20 protein-coding genes, 1 tRNA gene and 1 other RNA gene are annotated in these 20953 nt (G+C 72.3%); 12 read left to right on the top strand and 10 right to left on the bottom strand.

Features of this window, described 5'->3' with window-relative positions; translation table 11 throughout:
- Positions 1–50: 50 nt before the first annotated feature.
- From FGD68_RS10500 to aceE, 6 genes are all read right to left on the bottom strand, one after another.
- A complete protein-coding gene (locus FGD68_RS10500; protein WP_104234668.1) occupies positions 51–1292 on the bottom strand; it encodes a beta-ketoacyl-[acyl-carrier-protein] synthase family protein in 1242 nt (413 codons plus the stop codon).
- A gap of 79 nt (positions 1293–1371) precedes the next feature.
- Positions 1372–1620 carry an acyl carrier protein gene (locus FGD68_RS10505; protein WP_012038305.1) on the bottom strand — a complete coding sequence of 83 codons (249 nt, stop codon included), beginning with the start codon at positions 1618–1620 and terminating at the stop codon, positions 1372–1374.
- Between the two features lie 53 nt (positions 1621–1673).
- Entirely contained in the window at positions 1674–2687 is a 1014-nt protein-coding gene (locus tag FGD68_RS10510) for a beta-ketoacyl-ACP synthase III (RefSeq protein ID WP_119372690.1), read from the bottom strand.
- A 30-nt stretch (positions 2688–2717) separates the two neighbouring features.
- Positions 2718–3638: an ACP S-malonyltransferase gene (locus FGD68_RS10515; RefSeq protein WP_119372689.1), complete on the bottom strand. Its 921-nt coding sequence runs from the start codon at positions 3636–3638 to the stop codon at positions 2718–2720.
- A 94-nt stretch (positions 3639–3732) separates the two neighbouring features.
- Positions 3733–5007, bottom strand: a complete 1275-nt coding sequence (locus FGD68_RS10520; protein WP_119372688.1) for a PucR family transcriptional regulator — start codon at positions 5005–5007, stop codon at positions 3733–3735.
- A gap of 16 nt (positions 5008–5023) precedes the next feature.
- Positions 5024–7750 (bottom strand): pyruvate dehydrogenase (acetyl-transferring), homodimeric type, encoded by a 2727-nt coding sequence (aceE, locus tag FGD68_RS10525; protein ID WP_119372687.1) that lies wholly within the window; start codon positions 7748–7750, stop codon positions 5024–5026.
- A 240-nt stretch (positions 7751–7990) separates the two neighbouring features.
- Here aceE and FGD68_RS10530 point away from each other — a divergent pair, with 240 nt between their 5' ends.
- A complete protein-coding gene (locus FGD68_RS10530; RefSeq protein WP_119372686.1) occupies positions 7991–8464 on the top strand; it encodes a peroxiredoxin in 474 nt (157 codons plus the stop codon).
- A gap of 24 nt (positions 8465–8488) precedes the next feature.
- Here the strand turns inward: FGD68_RS10530 and FGD68_RS10535 are convergent, their stop codons facing one another.
- Positions 8489–9178, bottom strand: coding sequence for a DUF1345 domain-containing protein (locus tag FGD68_RS10535; RefSeq protein WP_119372685.1), 690 nt, complete (start codon positions 9176–9178; stop codon positions 8489–8491).
- Between the two features lie 92 nt (positions 9179–9270).
- Between FGD68_RS10535 and FGD68_RS10540 the strand changes: the two genes are divergently transcribed.
- Positions 9271–9343: transfer RNA gene (locus FGD68_RS10540), tRNA-Val, on the top strand.
- Positions 9344–9383: 40 nt separating this feature from the next.
- Here the strand turns inward: FGD68_RS10540 and FGD68_RS10545 are convergent.
- Complete coding sequence (locus FGD68_RS10545) at positions 9384–9983, bottom strand: TetR/AcrR family transcriptional regulator C-terminal domain-containing protein (protein WP_237609430.1); 600 nt, start codon at positions 9981–9983, stop codon at positions 9384–9386.
- 77 nt (positions 9984–10060) lie between these two features.
- On the opposite strand from FGD68_RS10545, the gene FGD68_RS10550 reads away from it, so the two are divergent.
- From FGD68_RS10550 to rnpB, 7 genes are all read left to right on the top strand, one after another.
- Positions 10061–10702, top strand: coding sequence for a biotin transporter BioY (locus tag FGD68_RS10550; protein WP_119373732.1), 642 nt, complete (start codon positions 10061–10063; stop codon positions 10700–10702).
- Complete coding sequence (locus tag FGD68_RS10555) at positions 10699–11403, top strand: energy-coupling factor ABC transporter ATP-binding protein (protein ID WP_119373731.1); 705 nt, start codon at positions 10699–10701, stop codon at positions 11401–11403. The genes FGD68_RS10550 and FGD68_RS10555 overlap by 4 nt, the downstream gene beginning before the upstream one ends.
- A complete protein-coding gene (locus FGD68_RS10560) occupies positions 11400–12011 on the top strand; it encodes an energy-coupling factor transporter transmembrane component T family protein (protein ID WP_237609431.1) in 612 nt (203 codons plus the stop codon). Before FGD68_RS10555 ends, FGD68_RS10560 begins: the two co-directional genes overlap by 4 nt.
- 85 nt (positions 12012–12096) lie before the next feature.
- Positions 12097–12288, top strand: coding sequence for a hypothetical protein (locus FGD68_RS10565; protein WP_104234678.1), 192 nt, complete (start codon positions 12097–12099; stop codon positions 12286–12288).
- A gap of 52 nt (positions 12289–12340) precedes the next feature.
- Positions 12341–13168, top strand: coding sequence for a Nif3-like dinuclear metal center hexameric protein (locus FGD68_RS10570; protein WP_119373169.1), 828 nt, complete (start codon positions 12341–12343; stop codon positions 13166–13168).
- A gap of 88 nt (positions 13169–13256) precedes the next feature.
- Positions 13257–13991: a zinc ribbon domain-containing protein gene (locus FGD68_RS10575; protein WP_119373168.1), complete on the top strand. Its 735-nt coding sequence runs from the start codon at positions 13257–13259 to the stop codon at positions 13989–13991.
- A 44-nt stretch (positions 13992–14035) separates the two neighbouring features.
- An RNA gene (gene rnpB / locus FGD68_RS10580) (RNase P RNA component class A) lies at positions 14036–14417 on the top strand.
- Positions 14418–14490: 73 nt separating this feature from the next.
- Here rnpB and ppgK read toward each other — a convergent pair.
- Entirely contained in the window at positions 14491–15312 is an 822-nt protein-coding gene (ppgK, locus tag FGD68_RS10585; protein WP_119373167.1) for a polyphosphate--glucose phosphotransferase, read from the bottom strand.
- Between the two features lie 74 nt (positions 15313–15386).
- Here ppgK and FGD68_RS10590 point away from each other — a divergent pair, with 74 nt between their 5' ends.
- On the top strand, positions 15387–15569 hold the full coding sequence (locus tag FGD68_RS10590; protein WP_012038320.1) for a hypothetical protein: 183 nt from the start codon (positions 15387–15389) through the stop codon (positions 15567–15569).
- Between the two features lie 9 nt (positions 15570–15578).
- Here the strand turns inward: FGD68_RS10590 and panB are convergent, their stop codons facing one another.
- Positions 15579–16448 carry a 3-methyl-2-oxobutanoate hydroxymethyltransferase gene (panB, locus tag FGD68_RS10595; protein WP_104234682.1) on the bottom strand — a complete coding sequence of 290 codons (870 nt, stop codon included), beginning with the start codon at positions 16446–16448 and terminating at the stop codon, positions 15579–15581.
- Positions 16449–16533: 85 nt separating this feature from the next.
- On the opposite strand from panB, the gene FGD68_RS10600 reads away from it, so the two are divergent.
- Positions 16534–17871 carry a glutamine synthetase family protein gene (locus FGD68_RS10600; protein WP_012038322.1) on the top strand — a complete coding sequence of 446 codons (1338 nt, stop codon included), beginning with the start codon at positions 16534–16536 and terminating at the stop codon, positions 17869–17871.
- Between the two features lie 58 nt (positions 17872–17929).
- The gene (locus tag FGD68_RS10605; RefSeq protein ID WP_237609432.1) at positions 17930–20950 is read left to right on the top strand and encodes a bifunctional [glutamine synthetase] adenylyltransferase/[glutamine synthetase]-adenylyl-L-tyrosine phosphorylase; all 3021 of its coding nucleotides are present in this window, start codon (positions 17930–17932) and stop codon (positions 20948–20950) included.
- Positions 20951–20953 lie beyond the last annotated feature (3 nt).

Raw genomic sequence — 20953 nt, forward strand, 5'->3', positions numbered from 1 at the left:
GCGATGAGAGGCCCCGACCATCCGGTCGGGGCCTCTCGTCGTGGGTGCCGCTAGACGCTGCGGAAGGCGATGACCGCGTTGTGCCCGCCGAAGCCGAACGAGTTGCTGATCGCGAGCAGGTCGCCGTCGCCCAGCGGCCGGGGCGACGTCACCACGTCGAGCGGGATGTCGGGGTCCTGCTCCGTGAGGTTGATCGTCGGGGGAGCGGTGCGCTCCGCCAGCGCCTTCACGGTGAAGACCGCCTCGATGGCGCCCGCCCCGCCGAGGAGGTGGCCCGTCGACGCCTTCGTGGCGCTCACCGGGATCCCGTGCACGGCGTCGCCGAACACCCGCTCGAGTGCCTTGTACTCGGCGATGTCGCCGACGGGCGTGCTCGTCGCGTGCACGTTGATGTGCGACACGTCGGATCGCGAGTATCCCGCGCCCTCGATGGTCTGGATCATGGCGCGCGCGGCGGCCGTGCCCTCGGGGTCCGGGGCCGTGATGTGGAACGCGTCGCTCGTGACCGCGCCGCCCACGAGCTCGGCGTAGATGCGGGCGCCGCGTGCCTTCGCGTGCTCCTCTGTCTCGAGGACGAGGGCGGCTCCGCCCTCGCCGAGCACGAAGCCGTCGCGCGCGATGTCGTAGGGACGCGACGCGCGCGTGGGGTCGTCGTTCCTCTTCGAGAGCGCCTGCATCGCGGCGAACGACGCGATGGGCAGCGGGTGGATGGAGGCCTCGGATCCGCCGGCGACGATGATGTCCGCACGGCCGGCCTGGAGGTGCTCGTAGGCGCTCGCGATGGACTCGGTGCTGGAGGCGCACGCGGAGACGACGGTCTGGATGCCGGCGCGCGCGCCGAGATCCATGCCGACCGCGGCCGCGGGGCCGTTGGGCATGAGCATCGGGACCGTCATGGGGAGGACCCGGCGGGGGCCCTTCTCACGGAGGGTGTCCCAGGCGTCGAGGAGCGTCCACACTCCGCCGATGCCGGTCGCCCAATCCACGGCGAACCGCAGCGGGTCGACCTCGGGGGAGCCGGCGTCGGCCCACGCCTCGCGCGCGGCCGTGAGCGCGAACTGGCTCGACGGGTCGAGGCGCTTGGTCTCGATGCGCTGCATGACCTCGGAGGACGGCACCTTGGCCTGGCCGGCGAAGGTGACGGGGATCTCCCACTTGGCGACCCAGTCCTGCTCGAGGGTGCTGATGCCCGACTCACCGCGGAGGAGCGCCTGCCAGGTGTCCTCGGCGGTGCCGCCGAGCGGAGACGTCGCGCCGATGCCGGTGACGACGATCTTCTTGGGGGTGGTCATGCGTGGCGTCTCCTCGACGTCGGGAACAGGGGAGGGAGATGGCCGGCCCCGTGATCGGGACCGGCCATGCTCCGCGCGGTCAGGACTGCGCGTTGGTGATGAACGTGACCGCGTCGCCGACGGTCTTGAGGTTCTTGACTTCCTCGTCGGGGATCTTGACGTCGAACTTCTCCTCGGCGTTGACGACGATCGTCATCATCGAGATCGAGTCGATGTCCAGGTCGTCGGTGAACGACTTGTCCATCTCGACGGTGTCGGTGGCGATCCCGGTCTCGTCGTTGACGAGCTCGGCCAGGCCGGCCAGGACTTCTTCGGTGGACAGTGCCATGTGTATCTCCTCGTGGTTCGTGATGACCGGAACAGCTTATGGGGCGGTGGGGCTCAGGGCAGGACGACGACCTGCGCGCCGAAGACGAGTCCCGCGCCGAAGCCGATCTGCAGGGCGAGGCCGCCCGAGAGCGACGGGTCCTCCTCGAGCAGGCGGTGGGTGGCGAGCGGGATCGACGCGGCGGAGGTGTTGCCCGTGGTGGCGATGTCGCGTGCGATGGCGACGGACTCGGGGAGGCCGAGCTGCTTCGCGAACTCGTCGACGATGCGCATGTTGGCCTGGTGGGGGATGAAGGCGGCGAGCTGCTCCGGGGTGACGCCCGCGCGGTCGAGCGCCTCCTTGGCGACCTTGACCATCTCCCAGACCGCCCAACGGAAGACCTTCTGGCCGTCCTGGCGGAGCGTGGGCCACGCGGATCCGTCGCGCATGCTCTTCAGGGTGCCGCTCATGCCGACCGCGTCCCAGTTGGAGCCGTCCGAGCCCCACACTGTGGGGGAGATGCCGGGGGTGTCGCTCGGGCCGACGATCGCTGCGCCTGCGCCGTCGCCGAGCAGGAACGAGATGGAGCGGTCGGTCGGGTCGACGATGTCGGACAGCTTCTCCGCGCCGACGACGAGGACGTACTCCGCGAGGCCCGACCGGATGAAGGAGTCGGCCTGCGCGATGCCGTAGGTGTACCCGGCGCAGGCGGCCGAGATGTCGTAGGCCGGCGCGGGGTTCGCACCGATGCGGTCGGCCAGGAGCGCGGCCATCGACGGCGTCTGCACCGTGTTGCTCACGGTGCTGACGAGGACGATGCCGATCTGCTCCGGACGGATGCCGGCCTTCGCTATCGCCTCGAGCGACGCCGTGGTCGCGAGGTCGACCGCGTCGACGTCGGCGCCCGCGCGCTTGCGGGTGATGATGCCTGTGCGCTGGCGGATCCACTCGTCGGACGAGTCGATCGGGCCGACGAGATCGTCGTTCGGCACGTCGAGCTCGCCGCGGGCGGCGCCGAGGCCCCAGATGCGGGTGAAGCGCGCGACCACGGGCGCGGTCCGGATGGTGGGGCGGGGCTGGTCGGTCATGGGTGCCTGTTCGGTGTCGGTGAGGCGGGATCAGGCGTGCGCGTCGAGCATGTCGATCGCCGCCGGGAGGTCGTCGGGTGTGGAGAGCGCCAGCGTGGGCAGGCCCTTGAGGCCGCGCTTGGCGAGGCCGGTGAGCGCTCCGGCGGGGGCGACCTCGATGAGTCCGGTGACGCCCGCGGCCGCGAAGGCCTCCATGCAGAGGTCCCAGCGCACGGGGCTCGCGACCTGGCCCACGATGAGGTCGAGGTACGCGGCGCCGGACTCGACGCGGCTGCCGTCGCGGTTGGTCCAGACGGGGAAGCGCGGGTCGCGGGGCGCGAGCGGCGCCACGGCGGCGCGCAGGGCGTCGACCGCGGGAGCCATGTGGTGCGTGTGGAACGCGCCGGCGACCTGGAGCGGGATGACCCGCGTCCCGCGGAGCGGCTCGGCCTGCAGCGCGGCGAGGGCTTCGGGCGCCCCGGCGACGACGATCTGGCCGCCGCCGTTGAAGTTGGCGGGCTCGAGGTCGAGCTCGGCGAGCCGCGCGAGGACGGCGTCCTGGTCGCCACCGACTACCGCGCTCATCCCCGTGCGGGTGATCGCGGCGGCCTCCGCCATCGCGTCGCCGCGGGTGCGCACGACGCGCATCGCCTCGTCGTCCGTCAGGATGCCCGCGCCCGCCGCAGCCGTGATCTCGCCGACCGAATGGCCGGCGATTCCGGCGACGTAGGCGTCACGACCATCAGCGAGGAGGGCGTGCAGGGCGACGATGCCGGCGGCCACGATGAGCGGCTGCGCTACGGCGGTGTCGCGGATGGTGTCGGCGTCCGATGTCGTGCCATGGGTCACGAGGTCGAGGCCCGCCGCGTCGCCCAGCTCGCCCAACCGCCGCGCGTGCTCGGGGTGCTCGAGCCAGGACGAGAGGAAGCCCGGCTTCTGGGAACCCTGGCCGGGGCAGACGACGATGATCATCCGTCCATCCTCCCGTCCGCTGCGAGATGCATCGGAGTCGACATCCGACAGAGGATCCGCCACGACATTGTGCCGATGCCACACGCCGCGTGGGTCACCGCGCCGCCTGGCGCTTGGGGCGGGCGCGACCCGACCCCTGCTGCTTGGGGACCGTCGTGCCCGCCTCGGCGATGCTGCCGATGATGAGCGCGGCCTGCAGGATGAGCGCCTCGCGCGCGCCCGTGGCATCCCACCCGATCACGTCGGAGACGCGCTTGAGGCGGTAGCGGACCGTGTTGGGGTGCACGAACAGCTCCCGCGCGGTCGCCTCGAGGGAGCGGCCGGTGTCGAGGTAGCACCAGAGCGTCGCGAGCAGCTCGGTGGAGTGCGCCTGCAGCGGCTTGTAGATCCGGTTGATGAGGGTCGAGCGCGCGAGCGGGTCGCCGGCCAGGGCGCGCTCCGGGAGCAGATCGTCGGCGAGCGTCGGCCGCGGGGCGTTGCGCCACGACCGCGCGACGGCGAAGCCCGCCAGGGCCGCCCGTGCGCTCCGCGATGCCTCGACGAGGCTGGGGACCTCGTGGCCGAGCACGAGGTGGCCTGCCCCGAACCCGGGCTCGAGCTGGGTCGCGATCTCGAGGAAGGAGACCGGGGGAGCCTCCGGCGCGGCGGCCTCCGGGTCGACCACCGCGGGGGACGCACGTCCGATGACGAGGACGAGCCTGCTGCCCTGCACGCCGATGAGCACGTCGGCCTCCAGGTGCCGCGCGGTGCGACGCAGCTGGTCGACGTCGAGCACCGCGGGAGCCGTGCCCACGAGGACGGACACCTCCCCGTGCCCGTGCCACCCGAGCGCGGCGATGCGCGACGGCAGCTCGTCGTCGTACTCGCCGGACAGGATGCTGTCGACGACGAGCGCCTCGAGCCGGGCGTCCCAGAGCCCGCGGGCCTCCGCGGCACGTGCGTAGACGTCGGCGGCCGCGAACGCGATCTCCCGCGAGTACAGCAGGATCGCGTCGCGCACCGTGCGGTGGCGGTCGCGCACGCGGTCCTCGACGACCTCGACCGTGACGCGGATGAGCTGCAGCGTCTGCTGCAGGCTCACGGAGCGGAGCAGCTCGCGGGGCGCAGCCCCGAACACGTCCGCCGCGATCCACGGCGTGGAGTCGGGGTCGTCGTACCAGTGGATGAAGGACGTGATCCCGGCCTGCGCGACGAGCCCCACGGCGGACCGCCGCCCGGGCGGCATGTCGCCGTACCAGGGCAGCGTGTCCTCCAGCCGCTTGAGCGTCGCGCTCGCGAGCTCGCCCGAGAGGGACCGGAGCCACGTCAGCGTCTCCGCCTTCGTCTCCCCGGTCTCCACGTCGGTGTCGTGCCGATCGCTCGTGGTCACGTCAGGTCGGCGCAGCTCACGCCTCGCCGCCCGCCGATCCGGTCGTGCCGGCGTTCACATCGAGCAGGCGGTACTTGTCGATCGCCCACTTCGGCGCGTCCTGGTCGACCTTGCCCTGCTTGGCGAGCCGCTGCAGCGTCTTCACGACCATCGACGGACCGTCGATCGCGAAGAAGCGGCGGGCGGCCGGACGGGTGTCCGAGAAGCCGAAGCCATCTGCGCCGAGCGTCGAGTAGTCACCGGGGACGAACTGGCGGATCTGGTCGGGGACCGCGTGCGAGAAGTCGGTGACCGCGACGAACGGGCCCTCGGCATGACGCAGCTTCTCCTCCAGGTACGGGACCCGGGTCTCGGAGTGCGGGTGGAGCATGTTGTGCTCCTCGGCGGCGAGGCCATCGCGGCGGAGCTCGCCCCACGAGGTCACGGACCACACGTCGGCGGACACGCCCCAGTCATCGGCCAGCAGCTGCTGCGCCTCGAGGGCCCACGGGACGGCCACGCCGGACGCCATGAGCTGCGCCTTGGGGCCGTCGACCCAGCCGTCCTTGAGCTTGTAGACGCCGCGGACGATGCCGTCCACGTCCACGCCCTCGGGCTCGCTCGGGTGGATGATGGGCTCGTTGTACACCGTGAGGTAGTACATGACGTTCGGGTCCTCGTGCTCCCCGCCGTACATGCGCTCGAGGCCGGACCGCACGATGTGCCCGATCTCGTAGGCGTACGCCGGGTCGTAGGACACGACGGCCGGGTTCGTCTGCGACAGGACGAGCGAGTGGCCGTCGGCGTGCTGGAGCCCCTCGCCCGTGAGCGTGGTGCGTCCTGCGGTGGCACCGATGAGGAAGCCGCGGGCCATCTGGTCGCCGGCGGCCCAGATGGCATCGCCCGTGCGCTGGAACCCGAACATCGAGTAGAAGACGTAGATCGGGATGAGCGGCTCGCCCTGCGTCGAGTACGTGGTGCCGAGGTTCGTGAACGCCGCCAGGGCGCCCGCCTCGTTGATGCCGACGTGCACGATCTGGCCCTGCGGGCTCTCCTTGTAGGAGAGGAGCAGCTCGCGGTCGACCGACGTGTAGTGCTGGCCGTTCGGGTTGTAGATCTTCGCCGTCGGGAAGAAGGCGTCGATGCCGAACGTGCGGGCCTCGTCCGGGATGATCGGGACGACGCGGTTGCCGAAGTCCTTGGAGCGGATGAGGTCCTTCAGGAGCCGGACGAACGCCATGGTGGTGGCGATCTCCTGCGTGCCGGAGCCCTTCTTGGAGATGCGGTACGCGGAGTCGTCCGGGAGAGTGATGGCCGTGTGCTGCGTGCGGCGCTCCGGCGAGTACCCGCCGAGCGCACGGCGGCGCTCCTGCATGTACTGGATCGCCTCGTCGTCCTGGCCGGGGTGGTAGTACGGCGGCAGGTACGGGTCCGCCTCGAGCTGGGCGTCCGTGATCGGCACGCGCATCTCGTCGCGGAACTGCTTGAGGTTGTCGAGCGTGAGCTTCTTCATCTGGTGGGTCGCGTTGCGTCCCTCGAAGCTCGGGCCGAGGCCGTAGCCCTTGACGGTCTTCGCCAGGATCACCGTGGGCTGCCCCGTGTGCTCGCTGGCCGCCTTGAACGCCGCGTAGACCTTGCGGTAGTCGTGCCCGCCGCGCTTGAGGTTCCAGATCTGGTCGTCGGTGTAGCCCTCGACGAGCTTCGCGGTGCGCTCGTCGCGCCCGAAGAAGTTCTCGCGGATGTAGGCGCCGCTCTCGGCCTTGTAGGTCTGGTAGTCGCCGTCCGGCGTGCGGTTCATGAGGTCGAGGAGCGCGCCCTCGGTGTCGCGGGCGAGGAGGTCGTCCCACTCGCGGCCCCAGACCACCTTGATGACGTTCCAACCCGCGCCGCGGAAGAAGCTCTCCAGCTCCTGGATGATCTTGCCGTTGCCGCGGACGGGTCCGTCGAGGCGCTGCAGGTTGCAGTTGATGACGAAGTTCAGGTTGTCGAGCTTCTCGTTCGCCGCCACCTGGAGCTGGCCGCGGCTCTCCACCTCGTCCATCTCGCCGTCGCCCAGGAACGCCCAGACCTGCTGGTCGGACGCGTCCTTGATGCCGCGGTTGGTCAGGTACTTGTTCGCCTGCGCCTGGTAGATCGCGTTGATGGGGCCGAGGCCCATCGAGACCGTGGGGAACTGCCAGAACTCCGGCATGAGACGCGGGTGCGGGTAGGAGGACAGCCCTCCGCCCGAGTGGCTCTTCTCCTGGCGGAAGCCGTCCAGCTGGTGCTCGCTCAGACGTCCCTCGAGGAACGCGCGCGCGTAGGTGCCGGGGGATGCGTGGCCCTGGACGAACACCTGGTCGCCGCCGCCGGGGTGGTCCTGGCCGCGGAAGAAGTGGTTGTAGCCGACCTCGTAGAGCGCGGCCGAGGACGCGTAGGTGGCGATGTGCCCGCCGACCGCGATGCCGGGGCGCTGGGCCCGGTGGACCGTGACGGCCGCGTTCCAGCGGATCCATGCGCGGTAGCGGCGCTCGAGGTCCTCGTCACCGGGGAAGTCGGGCTCGTTCTCCGGCGCGATGGTGTTGATGTAGTCCGTGGTCGGGACCATCGGCACACCCAGGTGCAGCTCCTTGGAGCGCTTCAGGAGGCTGAGCATGACGTCGCGCGCGCGACCCCGGCCCTGCGTCTCCACGAGCCCGTCGAGCGACTCGTTCCATTCGGCGGTCTCTTCCGGATCCTGGTCGGTGTGGTTCACCGAGTACGGATCCTGGTCGTTGACAGTCACCCTCGACCTCTTCCTGTGGTGTGCAGACATCGTCTTCGGTGCCACGGGGCTCGAAGGGTGCGAGACCGCGCGTACGCCGAGGGCCAGCCTACCCATGACGGCCGACGGTCACGGACGGACGGCGGCGCGTCCCGCCGGCCCGTCGCGACCGCGTGGCGCTGGACTTCGCGGATCCCGGGCGTAGTGTGGATCCTCGTGCCAGACAGGGGACATCTGCCGGCACGGAAGGATCCGCACCCCATGGCCCTGGCCAACGACACACAGGCTCCCGACTTCGAGCTCGCCAACCAGTTCGGCGAGCGCGTCCGGTTGAGCGAGTACCGCGGACACCGCGCGGTCGCCCTCGTCTTCTTCCCCCTCGCCTTCTCCGGCACGTGCACGGGCGAGATGTGCCAGCTGGAGGAGAACCTCGGCCTCTTCGCCGACAGCCGCGTGGAGCTCATCGGCATCAGCGTCGACAGCAAGCACACGCTGCGCGCGTGGGCGCATCAGCAGGGCATCGACTTCCAGCTCCTCGCCGACTTCTGGCCACACGGCCAGGTGGCCAAGGAGTACGGGGTGTTCCTCGAGGAGAAGGGCTTCGCCAACCGGGCGACCTTCCTCATCGACACGCGCGGCATCATCCGCGGCAGCTTCATCACGGCGCCAGGCGAGGCGCGCGAGCTCGAGGCGTACCGCACCGCGATCCGCGATCTGGCGCTCGTCCCCGCCTGATCCGGCGAGAGCGGGCGGCGGTCGTCAGCTCAGGATGTTCACCGCCCGGGCGATGACCAGCGCGAGGATCACGAAGCCGGCGAACGCCTCCAGCGCCATGAGCGCCTTGGCGCGATGCGACAGCGGCATCACGTCGGTGGGGCTGTACGCCATCGAGTTCGTGAGCGAGAAGTACGCGAAGTCGACGAATCCCGGGACCCAGTCGGCGTGCTCCGACGATCGGCGGGCGACCTCGGACACCGCGCCGGAGTCCTCGTCCTGCGGGAAGCGGAAGTCCGCCGGCGCGAGCGCGACGCGCGCGTGGGTCCGCCGCGCGACCGGCCCGCCGCGATCGAGCTCCCAGTAGACGATCGCGAACGCCAGCACGTTGGTCCCCCACACCTGCAGGGCCGTGAGCAGCAGCTCCGGTCCCGCCTCCGAGGCGTCGACCAGGGCGACGACCAGGACGACGAGGCTGACCTGGTTGGCGACCACGAGCAGGACGCCGAGGCCGACGCCGAGACCACGGGACCACGAGGTCTCCCGGGTGAACCGCCGCGGGTTGAGCGTGACCAGCGGCACGAGCAGGGAGACGGCGATCGCCACCACCGCGATGCGGACGCCGGTCGGGACCGCGGTCGGCGCTATCGCGTAGAGGACGACGGCGACGACGAGCCCGACGGCGGCGGGCCAGCGCGGCTCCGCGACCGTCCGGCGGGAGGCGTGGATGGGCACGGGGGAGAGGCTACGGCCCGCGCCCGTGGCACGGCCGGGACGCGCCGAGGCGGTCGGCTAGCATGGCGGGGCGCTCGGCGATCGGGCGTTGAGGGCCTTTAGCTCAGTTGGTAGAGCGCCACGTTTACACCGTGGATGTCGTCGGTTCGAGCCCGGCAGGGCCCACCGCGCGCACGCTGCGCCTGCGAGGACCCACGGCGGGCGATCAGACGCGGGTCGTGAGGCCCCGCACCAGCAGGTCGATCCCGAAGGCGAAGTCGCGGGCGGGGTCCTCGTCGCGTGCGTGGCCGGGCAGCAGGCCGAGCCGGTCGAGCTCTATGCGCTGCTGCTCGTGCGCCACGTGGCCGAGCACGAAGTGCAGGAGCGCCGATGCCGCGCGGGCGCAGTCGGCCTCCCCGAACCCGCCTGCCGCGACGGCCGCCGACAGCGAGCGGCGCGCCGCCGTCGCGCCGAGCCCCATCGCGGTGGTGCTGGCCACGACCTCCGCGCCGTCGCGATGGGCGAGGAGCGCCGCGCGGAGGACCACAGCGGCGTGCCGGACCCCCTCCTGCCAGTCGGTGCGCCGATCCGCCGAGGTCTCGGCCGCGGCCTCGGTGTCGGCCTCGGCGACGATGCGGTCCGCCAGCTCGGCGAGGAGGCTCTGCTTGTCCGGGAAGTGCCAGTAGAGGGCGCTCGGCTGCACGTCGAGGGCGGCGCCGAGGCGGCGCATCGTGAAGTCCGGGAGGCCGTGCTCGTCGAGGATCCGGAGGGCCATGCGGGCCACGTCGTCGCGGCTGTGCCGCCCCGCCGCATGCGCCCGCACCATGCCCCCCAGTATAGTGAACGCCGTTCAGGTGAACATCGTTCAGGTCGATGACCGTCGCGTCACTCAGGAGGTAGCCCATGACCCCGTCCCCCTCCCTGCCCCTGGGGGCCGACCGTCGCGCGCGCCTGGACGCCACCGACCTCGCGCGGGTCGCCGTGCTCGCCGCCGCCGTCGCGGTGCTCGGCCTGCCGGGGAGCATCAGCGTGATCGGGGGCGTCCCCATCACCGCGCAGACGCTCGGCGTGATGCTCGCGGGCGCCGTGCTCGGGGCCCGGCTGGGCGCGCTCGCCCTCACCGTCCTCCTCGCGCTCGTCGCGGTGGGGCTGCCGCTCCTCTCCGGCGGGACAGGCGGCCTCGGCGTCTTCCTCGGACCCTCCGCCGGCTACCTCGTGGGCTGGATCCTCGGGGCCGCAGCGGTCGGGTGCATCGTCCACCTCGGCGGCCGGCGGCCCACCGTGTGGCGCACCGCCGTGGCCATGCTGGTCGGCGGGATCGCCGTCATCTACGCGGTCGGGATCCCCGTGCAGAGCCTCGTGACGCGCCTGCCGCTGACCGAGACCGCGTATACCAGCCTCATATTCCTCCCGGGCGACCTGATCAAGGCGGCCGTCGCCACCGCCATCGTGATGACCCTGGTGCGCGGCTACCCGCGCGCGTTCCGCCGCGCGTCGGGCTGGACCACCGCCCCGCGGGACGTCGACGCGACGACCGCCCCGTGACCCCGCCGGAGTGCGCGGATCCCCCTGCCCTGCGTCTCACCGACGTCGGCGTGCGCCTCGGCGACGTGGACGCCCTCCGGGACGTCTCGCTCGACGTGGACGCGCGCACGCTCGCCGTGATCGGCGAGAACGGCTCGGGCAAGAGCACGTTCGCCCGGTTGGCGGGAGGCCTCGTCGCGCGCACGGCGGGGGAGCTCCGGGTGCTGGGCGTCGATCCCGACCGCGGATCCCGCGAGCTGAGGCGACGCGTGGCCCTGGTCTTCAGCAATCCGGACGCCCAGATCGTCATGCCCACCGTCGCCGAGGACGTCGCGTTCTCGCTGCGTCCCGAGCGCCTGCCGCGCGCCGAGTCGGACGCGCGGGTCGACGAGGCCCTCCGCCGCTTCGGGATCCAGCACCTCGCGGAGCGCTCCTCTCACGAGCTGTCCGGCGGGCAGAAGCAGCTGCTCGCGCTGGCGGGGGCATTCGTCCGGCGTCCGGAGCTCGTCATCGCGGATGAGCCGACGGCGTACCTCGACGCCCGGAACGCACGCCGGGTCGCCGACCACCTGTTCGAGGACGGCCACCGACTCGTCCTCGTCACCCACGACCTCGCCGCGGCCGCCCGGTGCGATGCTGCCGTCCTGTTCGCCGGCGGCCGGGTCGTCCGCACGGGCCCGCCCGCGGACGTCATCGCCGAGTACGAGGCGACGCTCGGGTGACGCCTGCCGAGCCACGACGTCCCGGGCGCCTCGAGCGCATGCCGGCGGGGCCCGAGCTGATGGCGCTCCTGGCCGTCGTGCTCGGGGTCTCGCTCCTGCCGTCCACCTGGTGGGCCGCGGGCACCGCGGTCGCCGTGTCGGTCCTCGCCTACGCCGTCGCGCAGCTGGGCGACGGCCTCCTGGGCCTCCGCCGGCTCGCCGCCCAGGTGCGGTCCGTGCGCTGGGTGATGCTGTTCACCCTCGGCAGCCAGCTCGTGCTGCTCGGGCCGGAGCCCGCGGTGGCGAACACCGCCCGCGTCACAGCGGCGATCGCCATCGCAGGCCTCCTCGTCCTCACGACCTCGATGACCGCGCTCCTGGACAGCATCGAGCGTGGCCTGCGTCCGCTCCGGATGCTCGGCGTCGACACGGAGCGGGTATCCCTGCTCCTGACGCTGACGGCCGGCACCGTCCCGGTCCTCGGCCGCCTGGCCGCCGACGTCCGCGAGGCGCAGCGGGCGCGAGGCGCGCGGCCCGGCCTCCGGACCTTCGTCGTGCCCTTCCTCGTGCTCGCCCTCAAGCACGCGGATCAGCTCGGCGATGCGCTCACCGCGCGCGGTGTCAGGTGACGGCCGAGGCGGCTGCGCCGCGATCGCGCTGTCCACGGGCCGCGCGGGCCGGGTCGCCGCGGGCGTGTCGCGCTAGCATCCACCCATGAGCTCCGACACGGACGACGACGCCGCCGCCTGGTCGGTCGTCGACGCCGCGACGCACGGGTCCAGCACCCATCGCGGATCCGCCCAGCGGAGCCTCTGGCCGCTGGAGCCGCTCGTGCCGTCGCCCGGCGTCGCGCCCGATGAGTCGCGCGACGACGGCCGGACCCGCCGCCCCACCCGCCGAGCTTGAAGCACGGTCGGCCGGTGACGGGCCGCGGTCGCCCCTTCGTTACGATGGCCAGGTGATCCCCACCCTCGCCGACGTCGTCCGTGTCGTCGAGGACGCGTGGCCGCCCGCCGGCGCGTCGGACTGGGACGCCTCGGGGCTCGTCTCCGGGGACCCGCGTGGACAGGTCCGCCGCATCCACCTCGCCGTCGACGCCGTGCGCGCGACGGTGGACGAGGCTGTCGCCGCCGACGCCGACCTGCTGCTCGTCCACCACCCCCTGCTCCTCCGTGGCGTCACCACGATCGCCGAGACCGGCTACAAGGGCGCGCTCCTCGCCGACCTGATCCGCGCCGGCTGCGCCCTGCACGCCGCGCACACCACCGCAGACGTCGTCGAGGACGGGACCTCGGGACGGCTCGCGGCGCTCCTCGGCCTGGTGCCGGAGACCATCCGTCCGATCGACGCCGCCGCGGGCGGAGTGCGCGGCATCGGCCGTGTCGGCGACCTGCCCGCGCCGACGACGCTCGGCCGCCTCGCGGGGGAGCTCGCCCGCATCCTCCCGCCCACGGCGACGGGGATCCGCGTCGCCGGACCCTACGACGCGCCGGTCACCCGCGTGGCCCTCTGCGGGGGAGCAGGGGACTCGTTGCTCGGCGCCCGAGAGGTCGTCGCCGCCGATGTCTACGTCACCTCGGACCTGCGCCACCACCCGGCCAGCGAGGCGCGGGAGTCGGCCGCCCTCCGCGACGGCACGCCGTACCTCATCGACACCTCCCACTGGGCGAGCGAGTGGCTGTGGCTCGACCAGGCCGCCGACACGCTGCGATCAGCGCTCCCGGACGTCGCGGTCACCGTCAGCGACATCCGCACCGACCCCTGGGACTTCGCCGTCACGCAGTGACCGCCCGCCGCGCGGTCGGGTCCGCGCATCCACGACACGCACCGCGTGCCCGCCTCCCGGAGGCGAGCCGCACCACGAGAGGGAGAGCATGAAAGCCGATCCGAGCATCCAGAAGGAGCTCCTCGACCTGCAGGAGATCGACACCCGGCTCACGCACCTCACGCGGCAGCTGGGGCAGCTCCCGCAGCTGAAGGAGATCGACGCGCTGCAGCGGGAGATGGAGCTCGTCCGCCGCCGGCTCGGCGAGCGGACCGGCGTGGTGGAGGACGCCCAGACCGAGCTCTCGCGCATCGAGTCCGACGTGGCGGTCGTGCAGGCCCGGATGGACCGCGACCGCACCCGCATCGAGGCGGGCGGCAGCTCGAAGGACGTCCAGGCGCTGGAGCGCGAGCTCGAGTCGCTGCTGCGTCGCCGCGACACCCTGGAGGAGGTCGAGCTCGAGGTGATGGAGCGGCTCGAGGAGGCCCAGTCGGCTCAGGCCGAGGTGGTCGTCGAACGCGACGCCCTCGCCGAGCGCCTCGCCGCCGTCGAAGCCGAGCGCGACGCCGCGGCCGTCGAGCTGCGCGCGCAGGCCGAGCACGCGCGGAGGGACCGCGACGCTCTCGCCACGCGCTTCCCCGAGGACCTCCTCGCGCTGTACGAGAAGCAGCGCGCCAGATACGGCGTGGGCGCCGCGATGCTGCACCGCGGGATCTCCCTCGGCAGCAACATCGCGCTGCACCAGAGCGACCTCGACGCGCTCCGCAAGCGCGCGCCCGACGACGTGGTGATCGATCCCGAGAGCAACGCCATCCTCGTGCGAACGGAGGAGTCCGGCCTCTAGCGGGAGGTCCGGCATGCCGTCTGCCCTAGACTCGACACCGCGGATGGGTCGGCAAGACGGTCGCGCCGCGGAGGAACCCGAGAGGGGGAGACCGCGTCGAGGAACGTCCGGGCTCCGCAGAGCAGGGCGGTGGGTAACACCCACCCGGGGCGACCCGCGAGACAGTGCAACAGAGAGCAGACCGCCCGTCGCGCGAGCGGCGGGTGAGGGTGAAACGGCGGTGTAAGAGACCACCAGCGGCCCGAGTGATCGGGTCGGCTATGCAAACCTCGCCCGGAGCAAGGTCGAACAGGGGACGCACAGGCTGCTCGTCCAGTCCCCGGGTAGACCGCTGGAGGGCTGCGGTGACGCAGCTCCGAGATAGATGGCCGTCCATGGTGCCGCGAGGCACCGGGACAGAACCCGGCGTATCAGCCGGCCCATCCGCACCACCTACGACGAAGCGGCCGGATCCCGAGGGGATCCGGCCGCTTCGTCGTGCGGGCGCGTGCGCCCCGGCTCAGTCCTCGGGCTTCGTCTTGTCGACGAGGTCGGCTGCGGGCGCGTGCGTGCTCGCGCCGACCGCGTGCGCGGCGAGGGCCGCGGCGCCCATGATGCCCGCGTTGTTGCGCAGCTCCGCCGGCACGATCGGGGTGCGCAGTCGCAGCAGCGGCAGGAAGTGCTTGTGGTTCTTGGACACGCCGCCGCCCACGATGAACAGCTCCGGCCACATCAGCTTCTCGAGCTGTCCGTAGTACACCTGCAGCCGGGCGGCCCAGCGCTTCCAGTTGAGGTGCGCGCGCTCCTTGGCTGCGTACGAGGCGCGGCGCTCGAAGTCGCGGCGGCCCGCGACGTCCATGTGGCCGAGCTCGGCGTTCGGGATGAGGACGCCGTCGTGGATCAGGGCCGTGCCGATGCCCGTGCCGAGCGTGGTCATGATGACGAGACCGCGCACGTCCTTGGCCGCGCCGTAGCGGGCCTCGGCGTAGCCGGCGGCGTCCGCATCGTTGACGAAGGTGATCTCGAGGCCCAGGCGCTCCTCGAAGAGCTTCTCGGCCTCGAGGCCGATCCAGGTGGGGGAGACGTTGGCGGCCGACATGGTCGTGCCGTGCACGATCGCGGCGGGGAAGCACACGCCGAGGGGCGTGCCCTCGGGGACCTCGCCGAGCGCCTCGATGATCTGCTTCACGGTCGCCACGATGTCCTCGGGCTCGCCGCCCTGCGGCGTCGGCAGCTTGACGCGCTCGCTCTTCAGCTCGCCGCTCACGACGTCCACGATGGCGCCCTTGATGCCGGTCCCGCCGATGTCGATGCCGATTGCGGTCGTCGCGTCCTCGCTCATGGAAGCGACCCTACCGGCTCGCCCGACCGCGGTCGCTCGCCGCACGCGTCGCGGACGGGCCTAGCATCGGCAGCATGAGCGACAGCGACGAGCAGTACTGGTACGACGACCGCACGGGCGAGGTGGAGAAGGGGATGCTGTCCCCGGCAGCGCATCGGATCGGCCCGTTCGCCTCGGCGGAGGAGGCGGCCAGGGCACCGCAGCGGCTGCGCGAGCGCGCTGAGCAGTGGGCGGCGGAGGACCGCGACGACGACTGATCCCGCGGATCAGTCGGAGTAGCTCTCCGCCTCCGCGGGGAACGCGCCGCTGACGACGTCGTCGCGGTAGCGCGTCGCCGCGTCCAGGAGCACCGCGCGCATGTCCGCGTAGCGCCGCACGAAGCGCGGCACGCGGCCGCTCGTCAGGCCGGCGAAGTCGGTCCAGACCAGGATCTGCCCGTCCGTGCCGTTCCCCGCGCCGATGCCGATGGTGGGGATGCGCAGCTCCTCGCTGACGCGCCGCGCGATCTCCTGGGGCACCATCTCGAGCACCACGGCGAACGCGCCGGCGTCCTGGACGGCGCGCGCGTCGGCGAGGAGCGCCTCGGCGGCGTCCCCGCGACCCTGGATGATGTGGCCGCCGAGTCCGTGCTCGCTCTGCGGCGTGAACCCGACGTGTCCCATCACCGGGATGCCCGAGGAGACGATCCGGCGGATCTGCTCGGCGCTGCGCACGCCGCCCTCGAGCTTCACGGCGTGGGCCCGCGCCTCCTTCATGAACCGCACCGACGTGGCGAGCGCCTGGTCGGGGCCGGACTCGTAGGACCCGAACGGCAGGTCGGCGACCACGAGCGCGCGGGCGGCCGAGGCGGCGACCGCGCGCGCCAACGGGATGAGCTCGTCCACCGTGACGGGGACGGTCGTGTCGTATCCGAGCACGGTGTTCCCGGCGGAGTCGCCGACGAGCAGGAAGTCGATGCCGGCCTCGTCGAACACGCCGGCCGTGAGCATGTCGTAGCTGGTGAGTCCCGTGATCTTGAGGCCCTGCTCCTTCGCCCGGGCGAAGTGCCGGATGCGCACCCGCCGGGGACCCGCGTCGGGCTCGCTCGGGAGGCGGGCGGGATCGGACGGGGAGACGGCAGCGTCGGGGCTCTGCATGCCTCGGAGTCTACGGCGGGCCTCGCGAGCGCTCGGCCCGACCCCTGGTCAGCCGGTAGGTTGGACTCCGACGAGAGGGTGGTGGATGGACAAGCAGCGTGACTTCGTCCTGCGGACGATCGAGGAGCGCGGGATCAAGTTCGTGCGCCTGTGGTTCACCGACGTGACCGGCACCCTGAAGTCGGTGGCGATCGCCCCGGCGGAGGTCGAGGGAGCGTTCGCGGAGGGCCTCGGGTTCGACGGCTCGGCCATCGAGGGCCTCACCCGCTCGTACGAGGCCGACATGCTGGCCCACCCGGATCCGACGACCTTCCAGATCCTCCCGTGGCGCGGCGAGATCGACCCCACCGCGCGCATGTTCTGCGACATCTCGACGCCGGACGGGCAGCCCGCCATCGCGGATCCGCGCAACGTCCTCAAGCGCACGCTGGAGAAGGCGGCCGACCGCGGCTTCACCTTCTACACGCACCCCGAGATCGAGTTCTACCTCCTCAAGTCGAGCGAGTTCGGCGTCGACGGCCCGGAGCCCGTGGACGCGGCCGGCTACTTCGACAACGTCCCCGGCGGCACGGCGCACGACTTCCGCCGCCGCTCGGTGCGCATGCTCGAGGACCTCGGCATCTCCGTGGAATTCAGCCACCACGAGGCGGGCCCCGGCCAGAACGAGATCGATCTCCGCTACGCGGACGCCCTCACCACGGCCGACAACATCATGACGTTCCGCACGGTCATCAAGGAGGTGGCCATCGAGCAGGGCGTCTACGCGACGTTCATGCCGAAGCCCCTCGCGGCGCACCCCGGCAGCGGGATGCACACGCACATGTCGCTCTTCGAAGGCGACGTCAACGCGTTCTACGCGTCCGGCGCCGAGTACCAGCTCTCCACCATCGGCCGCCAGTTCATCGCGGGCCTCCTCAAGCACGCCCCGGAGATCACGGCCGTCACGAACCAGTTCGTGAACTCGTACAAGCGCCTGTGGGGCGGCGGCGAGGCCCCGAGCTTCGTGACGTGGGGCCACAACAACCGCTCCGCGCTCGTGCGGGTGCCGTTGTACAAGCCCAACAAGGGCAACAGCTCGCGCGTCGAGTACCGCGCCATCGACTCCGCGGCGAACCCGTACCTGTCGTTCTCCCTCATGCTGGCCGCGGGCCTCAAGGGCATCGAGGAGGGCTACGAGCTGCCGGCCGAGGCGGAGGACAACGTGTGGACCCTGAGCGACGCCGAGCGCCGCGCCCTCGGGTACGCGCCGCTGCCGTCGAGCCTCGACCACGCGATCCAGCTCATGGAGCGCTCCGAGCTCGTCGCCGAGACGCTGGGGGAGCAGGTGTTCAACTACGTGCTGCTCAACAAGCGGCAGGAATGGCGCGACTACCGCGCTCAGGTGACGCCGTACGAGCTCCGCTCCAACCTCGAGATGCTCTGATCCGGATCCCCGCCAGGAGCATCACGACCGAAGTCCGACGACGAGGCCGGAGCCAGCCATGAGACGTGGGCAGACGCTGCTCGGCGCCCTCGCGCGCGCGGGCTTCGCGCGTCTCAGCGAGGTCGGCGAGGCCCTCGAGGAGGCCGCGGAGCTGTCCGGGTGGACCGAGGCGGATCTCGTGGAGGCGCTGCACTCCAGCGCGGACCCGGACGGGGCGCTCGACGCCCTCGTCCGGCTGCTCCGCGAGGATCCCGAGCGCACCCGCGCCGTCCTCGCCGACCCCGATGCCCGCCACCGGTTGGCGCGGGTGATCGGTTCGTCGCGCGGCCTCGCGGAGTTCCTCACGCGTCACACGGACGAGCTCGAGGCCTTCGCCCGTCCGCTCGAGGGGATGCCCGCGCCCGCCGACGTCCGCACCCGCATGCTGGAGTCGGTCCACGCGGTCGACGGCGTGGCGGGGATCACCGGCACGCCCGCGCGGACGGCCCTGCGGATCCGCTACCGCGCGCTCGTGGCGCGCGTCGCGGCGTGGGACCTCGTGCACCCGGATCCGCTCGCGGCCGTGCGACCCGTGACCGCCGCCCTGGCAGACCTCGCCGGGGCCGCCCTCGAGGCGTCGCTCGCCGTCGCCCGGGCGGAGCTGTCCGCGCCCGGCAGCTTCGGCCGCGCGCGACCCGAGGAGATCGCCGCCACGCGCCTCGCGATCATCGGCATGGGCAAGGCGGGCGCCCGCGAGCTCAACTACGTCAGCGACGTCGACGTGATCTTCGTCGCCGAGGCCGCGACCGACGCGGACGACCGACCCGTCATCGAGCCGGCCCGTGCGGTCGAGCTCGCGACGCGCCTCGCCGTGCTGGCCATGCGCGGCATCGACGAGCACGAGATCGAGCCGGCCCTCTGGGAGGTGGACGCCAACCTCCGGCCCGAGGGGAAGGCCGGCGCGCTCGTCCGCACGCTCGACTCGCACCTCGCGTACTACGAGCGGTGGGCGAAGGACTGGGAGTTCCAGGCTCTGCTCAAGGCTCGTCCGCTCGCGGGTGATGCCGAGCTGGGCGGGCGGTACGCCGACGCCGTCGCGCCGCTCGTCTGGTCCAGCGCGTCGCGCGAGGGGTTCGTCGGACAGGTCCAGCGGATGCGCACGCGCGTCACGGACAACATCCCCGCCGATCAGCTGCACCAGCAGATCAAGCTCGGGCCGGGTGGTATCCGCGACATCGAGTTCACGGTCCAGCTCCTCCAGCTCGTGCACGGCCAGGGCGACGAGACCGTCAGGGACCGCAGCACGCTCGCCGCGCTGGTGGCGCTCGCGGACGCCGGCTACATCGGGCGCACGGAGGCCGGCGAGTTCGCGAAGGACTACCGCTACCTCCGGCTCCTCGAGCACCGGCTGCAGCTGGAGCAGCTGCGGCGCACGCACCTGATGCCCACCGATGAGGAGCGGATGCGGATCCTCGCGCGCAGCACCGGCCTGGACGGACGCGCGGAGGAGCTCACGGCCCGGTGGACCGCCACGAAGACCGCCGTGCGCACGCTGCACGAGCGGCTGTTCTACCGGCCGCTCCTCGCCGCGGTCGCGTCGCTGCCCGAGGAGTCGCTCGCGCTCACCAGCGACCAGGCCGCCGCTCGCCTGTCCGCCATCGGATTCGTCGACGCGCGTGGGGCGCTCGCGCACATCCGCGCGCTGACGCAGGGGGTCTCGCGCAGCTCCGCCATCCAGCGCCACCTGCTCCCCGTGCTCCTGCAGTGGTTCGCGGACGGCCCGGATCCCGACCACGGCCTGCTCGCGTTCCGCCGGCTCAGCGAGGCGCTGGGGGAGTCGGACTGGTTCCTCCGGATGCTCCGGGACTCGGCCGGTGCCGCGCAGCGCCTCGCGCAGGTGCTCTCGGGATCCCGCTTCGTCTCGGAGCTGCTCGACCGCGTCCCCGAGACCGCCGCGTGGCTCGCGCGCGACGAGGACCTGCGCCCCCGCACCTGGGCGGCCCTCGAGGAGGAGGCCGTCGCCACGGTGAACCGGCATCCCACAGCCGATGCCGCCGCGGCCGCGTTGCGCACGCTCCGCCGCCGCGAGATCCTCCGACTCGCCATCGGCGCGATCGTGGGCGTCACGCACGTCGAGACCCTCGGACCCTCCCTGGCCGACATCACCACGGCGACGCTGCGTGGTGTCATGCGCGCAATCCGCCGCGAAGACGGACCCTGGCCCGAGTTCGCCGTGGTCGCGATGGGCCGCTACGGCGGCGCGGAGCTCGGCTTCGGTTCCGACGCCGATGTCATGTACGTGTTCCGCCCGATCGCCGGCATGGATCCCGAGCTGGCCCAACGCCGCGCCCAGCTCATCGTCTCCGAGCTGACGCGCCTCACGGAGGACTCCCGCCTCCCGCTCGACCTCGACACCGGCCTCCGGCCCGAGGGACGCAACGGGCCCGTGGTGCGCTCGTTCGCGTCCTACCGCGCCTACTACGAGCGCTGGTCCCTCACCTGGGAGGCGCAGGCGCTGCTCCGCGCACGCGGGGTCGTCGGCGACAGCGGCCTCATCGCCGACTTCGCATCCCTCGCCGACCGCATCCGCTACCCCGAGGCCATCGGCGACGCGGACGTACGCGAGATCAAGCGCATCAAGGCGCGCGTGGAGAACGAGCGGCTCCCGCAGGGTGCGGATCCCACACGGCATCTGAAGCTCGGCCGAGGATCCCTCAGCGACGTGGAGTGGCTGGTGCAGCTGATCCAGCTCCAGCACGCGCACGCGCATCCCGCCCTGCGGACGCCGACCACTCTCGGGGCCCTCGACGCCGCCGTGGCCTCGCACATCGTGGCCGAGGGCGACGCCGTGCGTCTCCGGGATGCCTGGCTCCTCGCGTCGCGGGTCCGCTCCGCGATGACGCTCTGGACGAATCGCACGGCTGACGTCCTGCCCGCCGAGCGCGCCGCGCTCGACGCCGTCGCGCGGCTCCTCGAGTACCCGCCCGGATCAGCGTCGGTGCTCGAGGAGGAGTACCTCGGAGTCACCCGCCGCTCCCGCGCCGTCTTCGAGCGCCTGTTCTACGGGGTCGACGACCGGCCCGATCCGCGGGGCGCCTGACAC

This window comes from Clavibacter californiensis (assembly GCF_021952865.1).
Taxonomy (GTDB): domain Bacteria; phylum Actinomycetota; class Actinomycetes; order Actinomycetales; family Microbacteriaceae; genus Clavibacter; species Clavibacter californiensis.

Excerpts from the sequence above, each read along its gene's own strand:
- FGD68_RS10500 (WP_104234668.1), bottom strand. The coding sequence starts at position 1,292 with ATGACCACCCCCAAGAAGATCGTCGTCACCGGCATCGGCGCGACGTCT.
- FGD68_RS10505 (WP_012038305.1), bottom strand. The coding sequence starts at position 1,620 with ATGGCACTGTCCACCGAAGAAGTCCTGGCCGGCCTGGCCGAGCTCGTC.
- FGD68_RS10510 (WP_119372690.1), bottom strand. The coding sequence starts at position 2,687 with ATGACCGACCAGCCCCGCCCCACCATCCGGACCGCGCCCGTGGTCGCG.
- FGD68_RS10515 (WP_119372689.1), bottom strand. The coding sequence starts at position 3,638 with ATGATCATCGTCGTCTGCCCCGGCCAGGGTTCCCAGAAGCCGGGCTTC.
- FGD68_RS10530 (WP_119372686.1), top strand. The coding sequence starts at position 7,991 with ATGGCCCTGGCCAACGACACACAGGCTCCCGACTTCGAGCTCGCCAAC.
- FGD68_RS10545 (WP_237609430.1), bottom strand. The coding sequence starts at position 9,983 with ATGGTGCGGGCGCATGCGGCGGGGCGGCACAGCCGCGACGACGTGGCC.
- FGD68_RS10550 (WP_119373732.1), top strand. The coding sequence starts at position 10,061 with ATGACCCCGTCCCCCTCCCTGCCCCTGGGGGCCGACCGTCGCGCGCGC.
- FGD68_RS10565 (WP_104234678.1), top strand. The coding sequence starts at position 12,097 with ATGAGCTCCGACACGGACGACGACGCCGCCGCCTGGTCGGTCGTCGAC.
- FGD68_RS10575 (WP_119373168.1), top strand. The coding sequence starts at position 13,257 with ATGAAAGCCGATCCGAGCATCCAGAAGGAGCTCCTCGACCTGCAGGAG.
- ppgK (WP_119373167.1), bottom strand. The coding sequence starts at position 15,312 with ATGAGCGAGGACGCGACGACCGCAATCGGCATCGACATCGGCGGGACC.
- FGD68_RS10590 (WP_012038320.1), top strand. The coding sequence starts at position 15,387 with ATGAGCGACAGCGACGAGCAGTACTGGTACGACGACCGCACGGGCGAG.
- panB (WP_104234682.1), bottom strand. The coding sequence starts at position 16,448 with ATGCAGAGCCCCGACGCTGCCGTCTCCCCGTCCGATCCCGCCCGCCTC.
- FGD68_RS10600 (WP_012038322.1), top strand. The coding sequence starts at position 16,534 with ATGGACAAGCAGCGTGACTTCGTCCTGCGGACGATCGAGGAGCGCGGG.
- FGD68_RS10605 (WP_237609432.1), top strand. The coding sequence starts at position 17,930 with ATGAGACGTGGGCAGACGCTGCTCGGCGCCCTCGCGCGCGCGGGCTTC.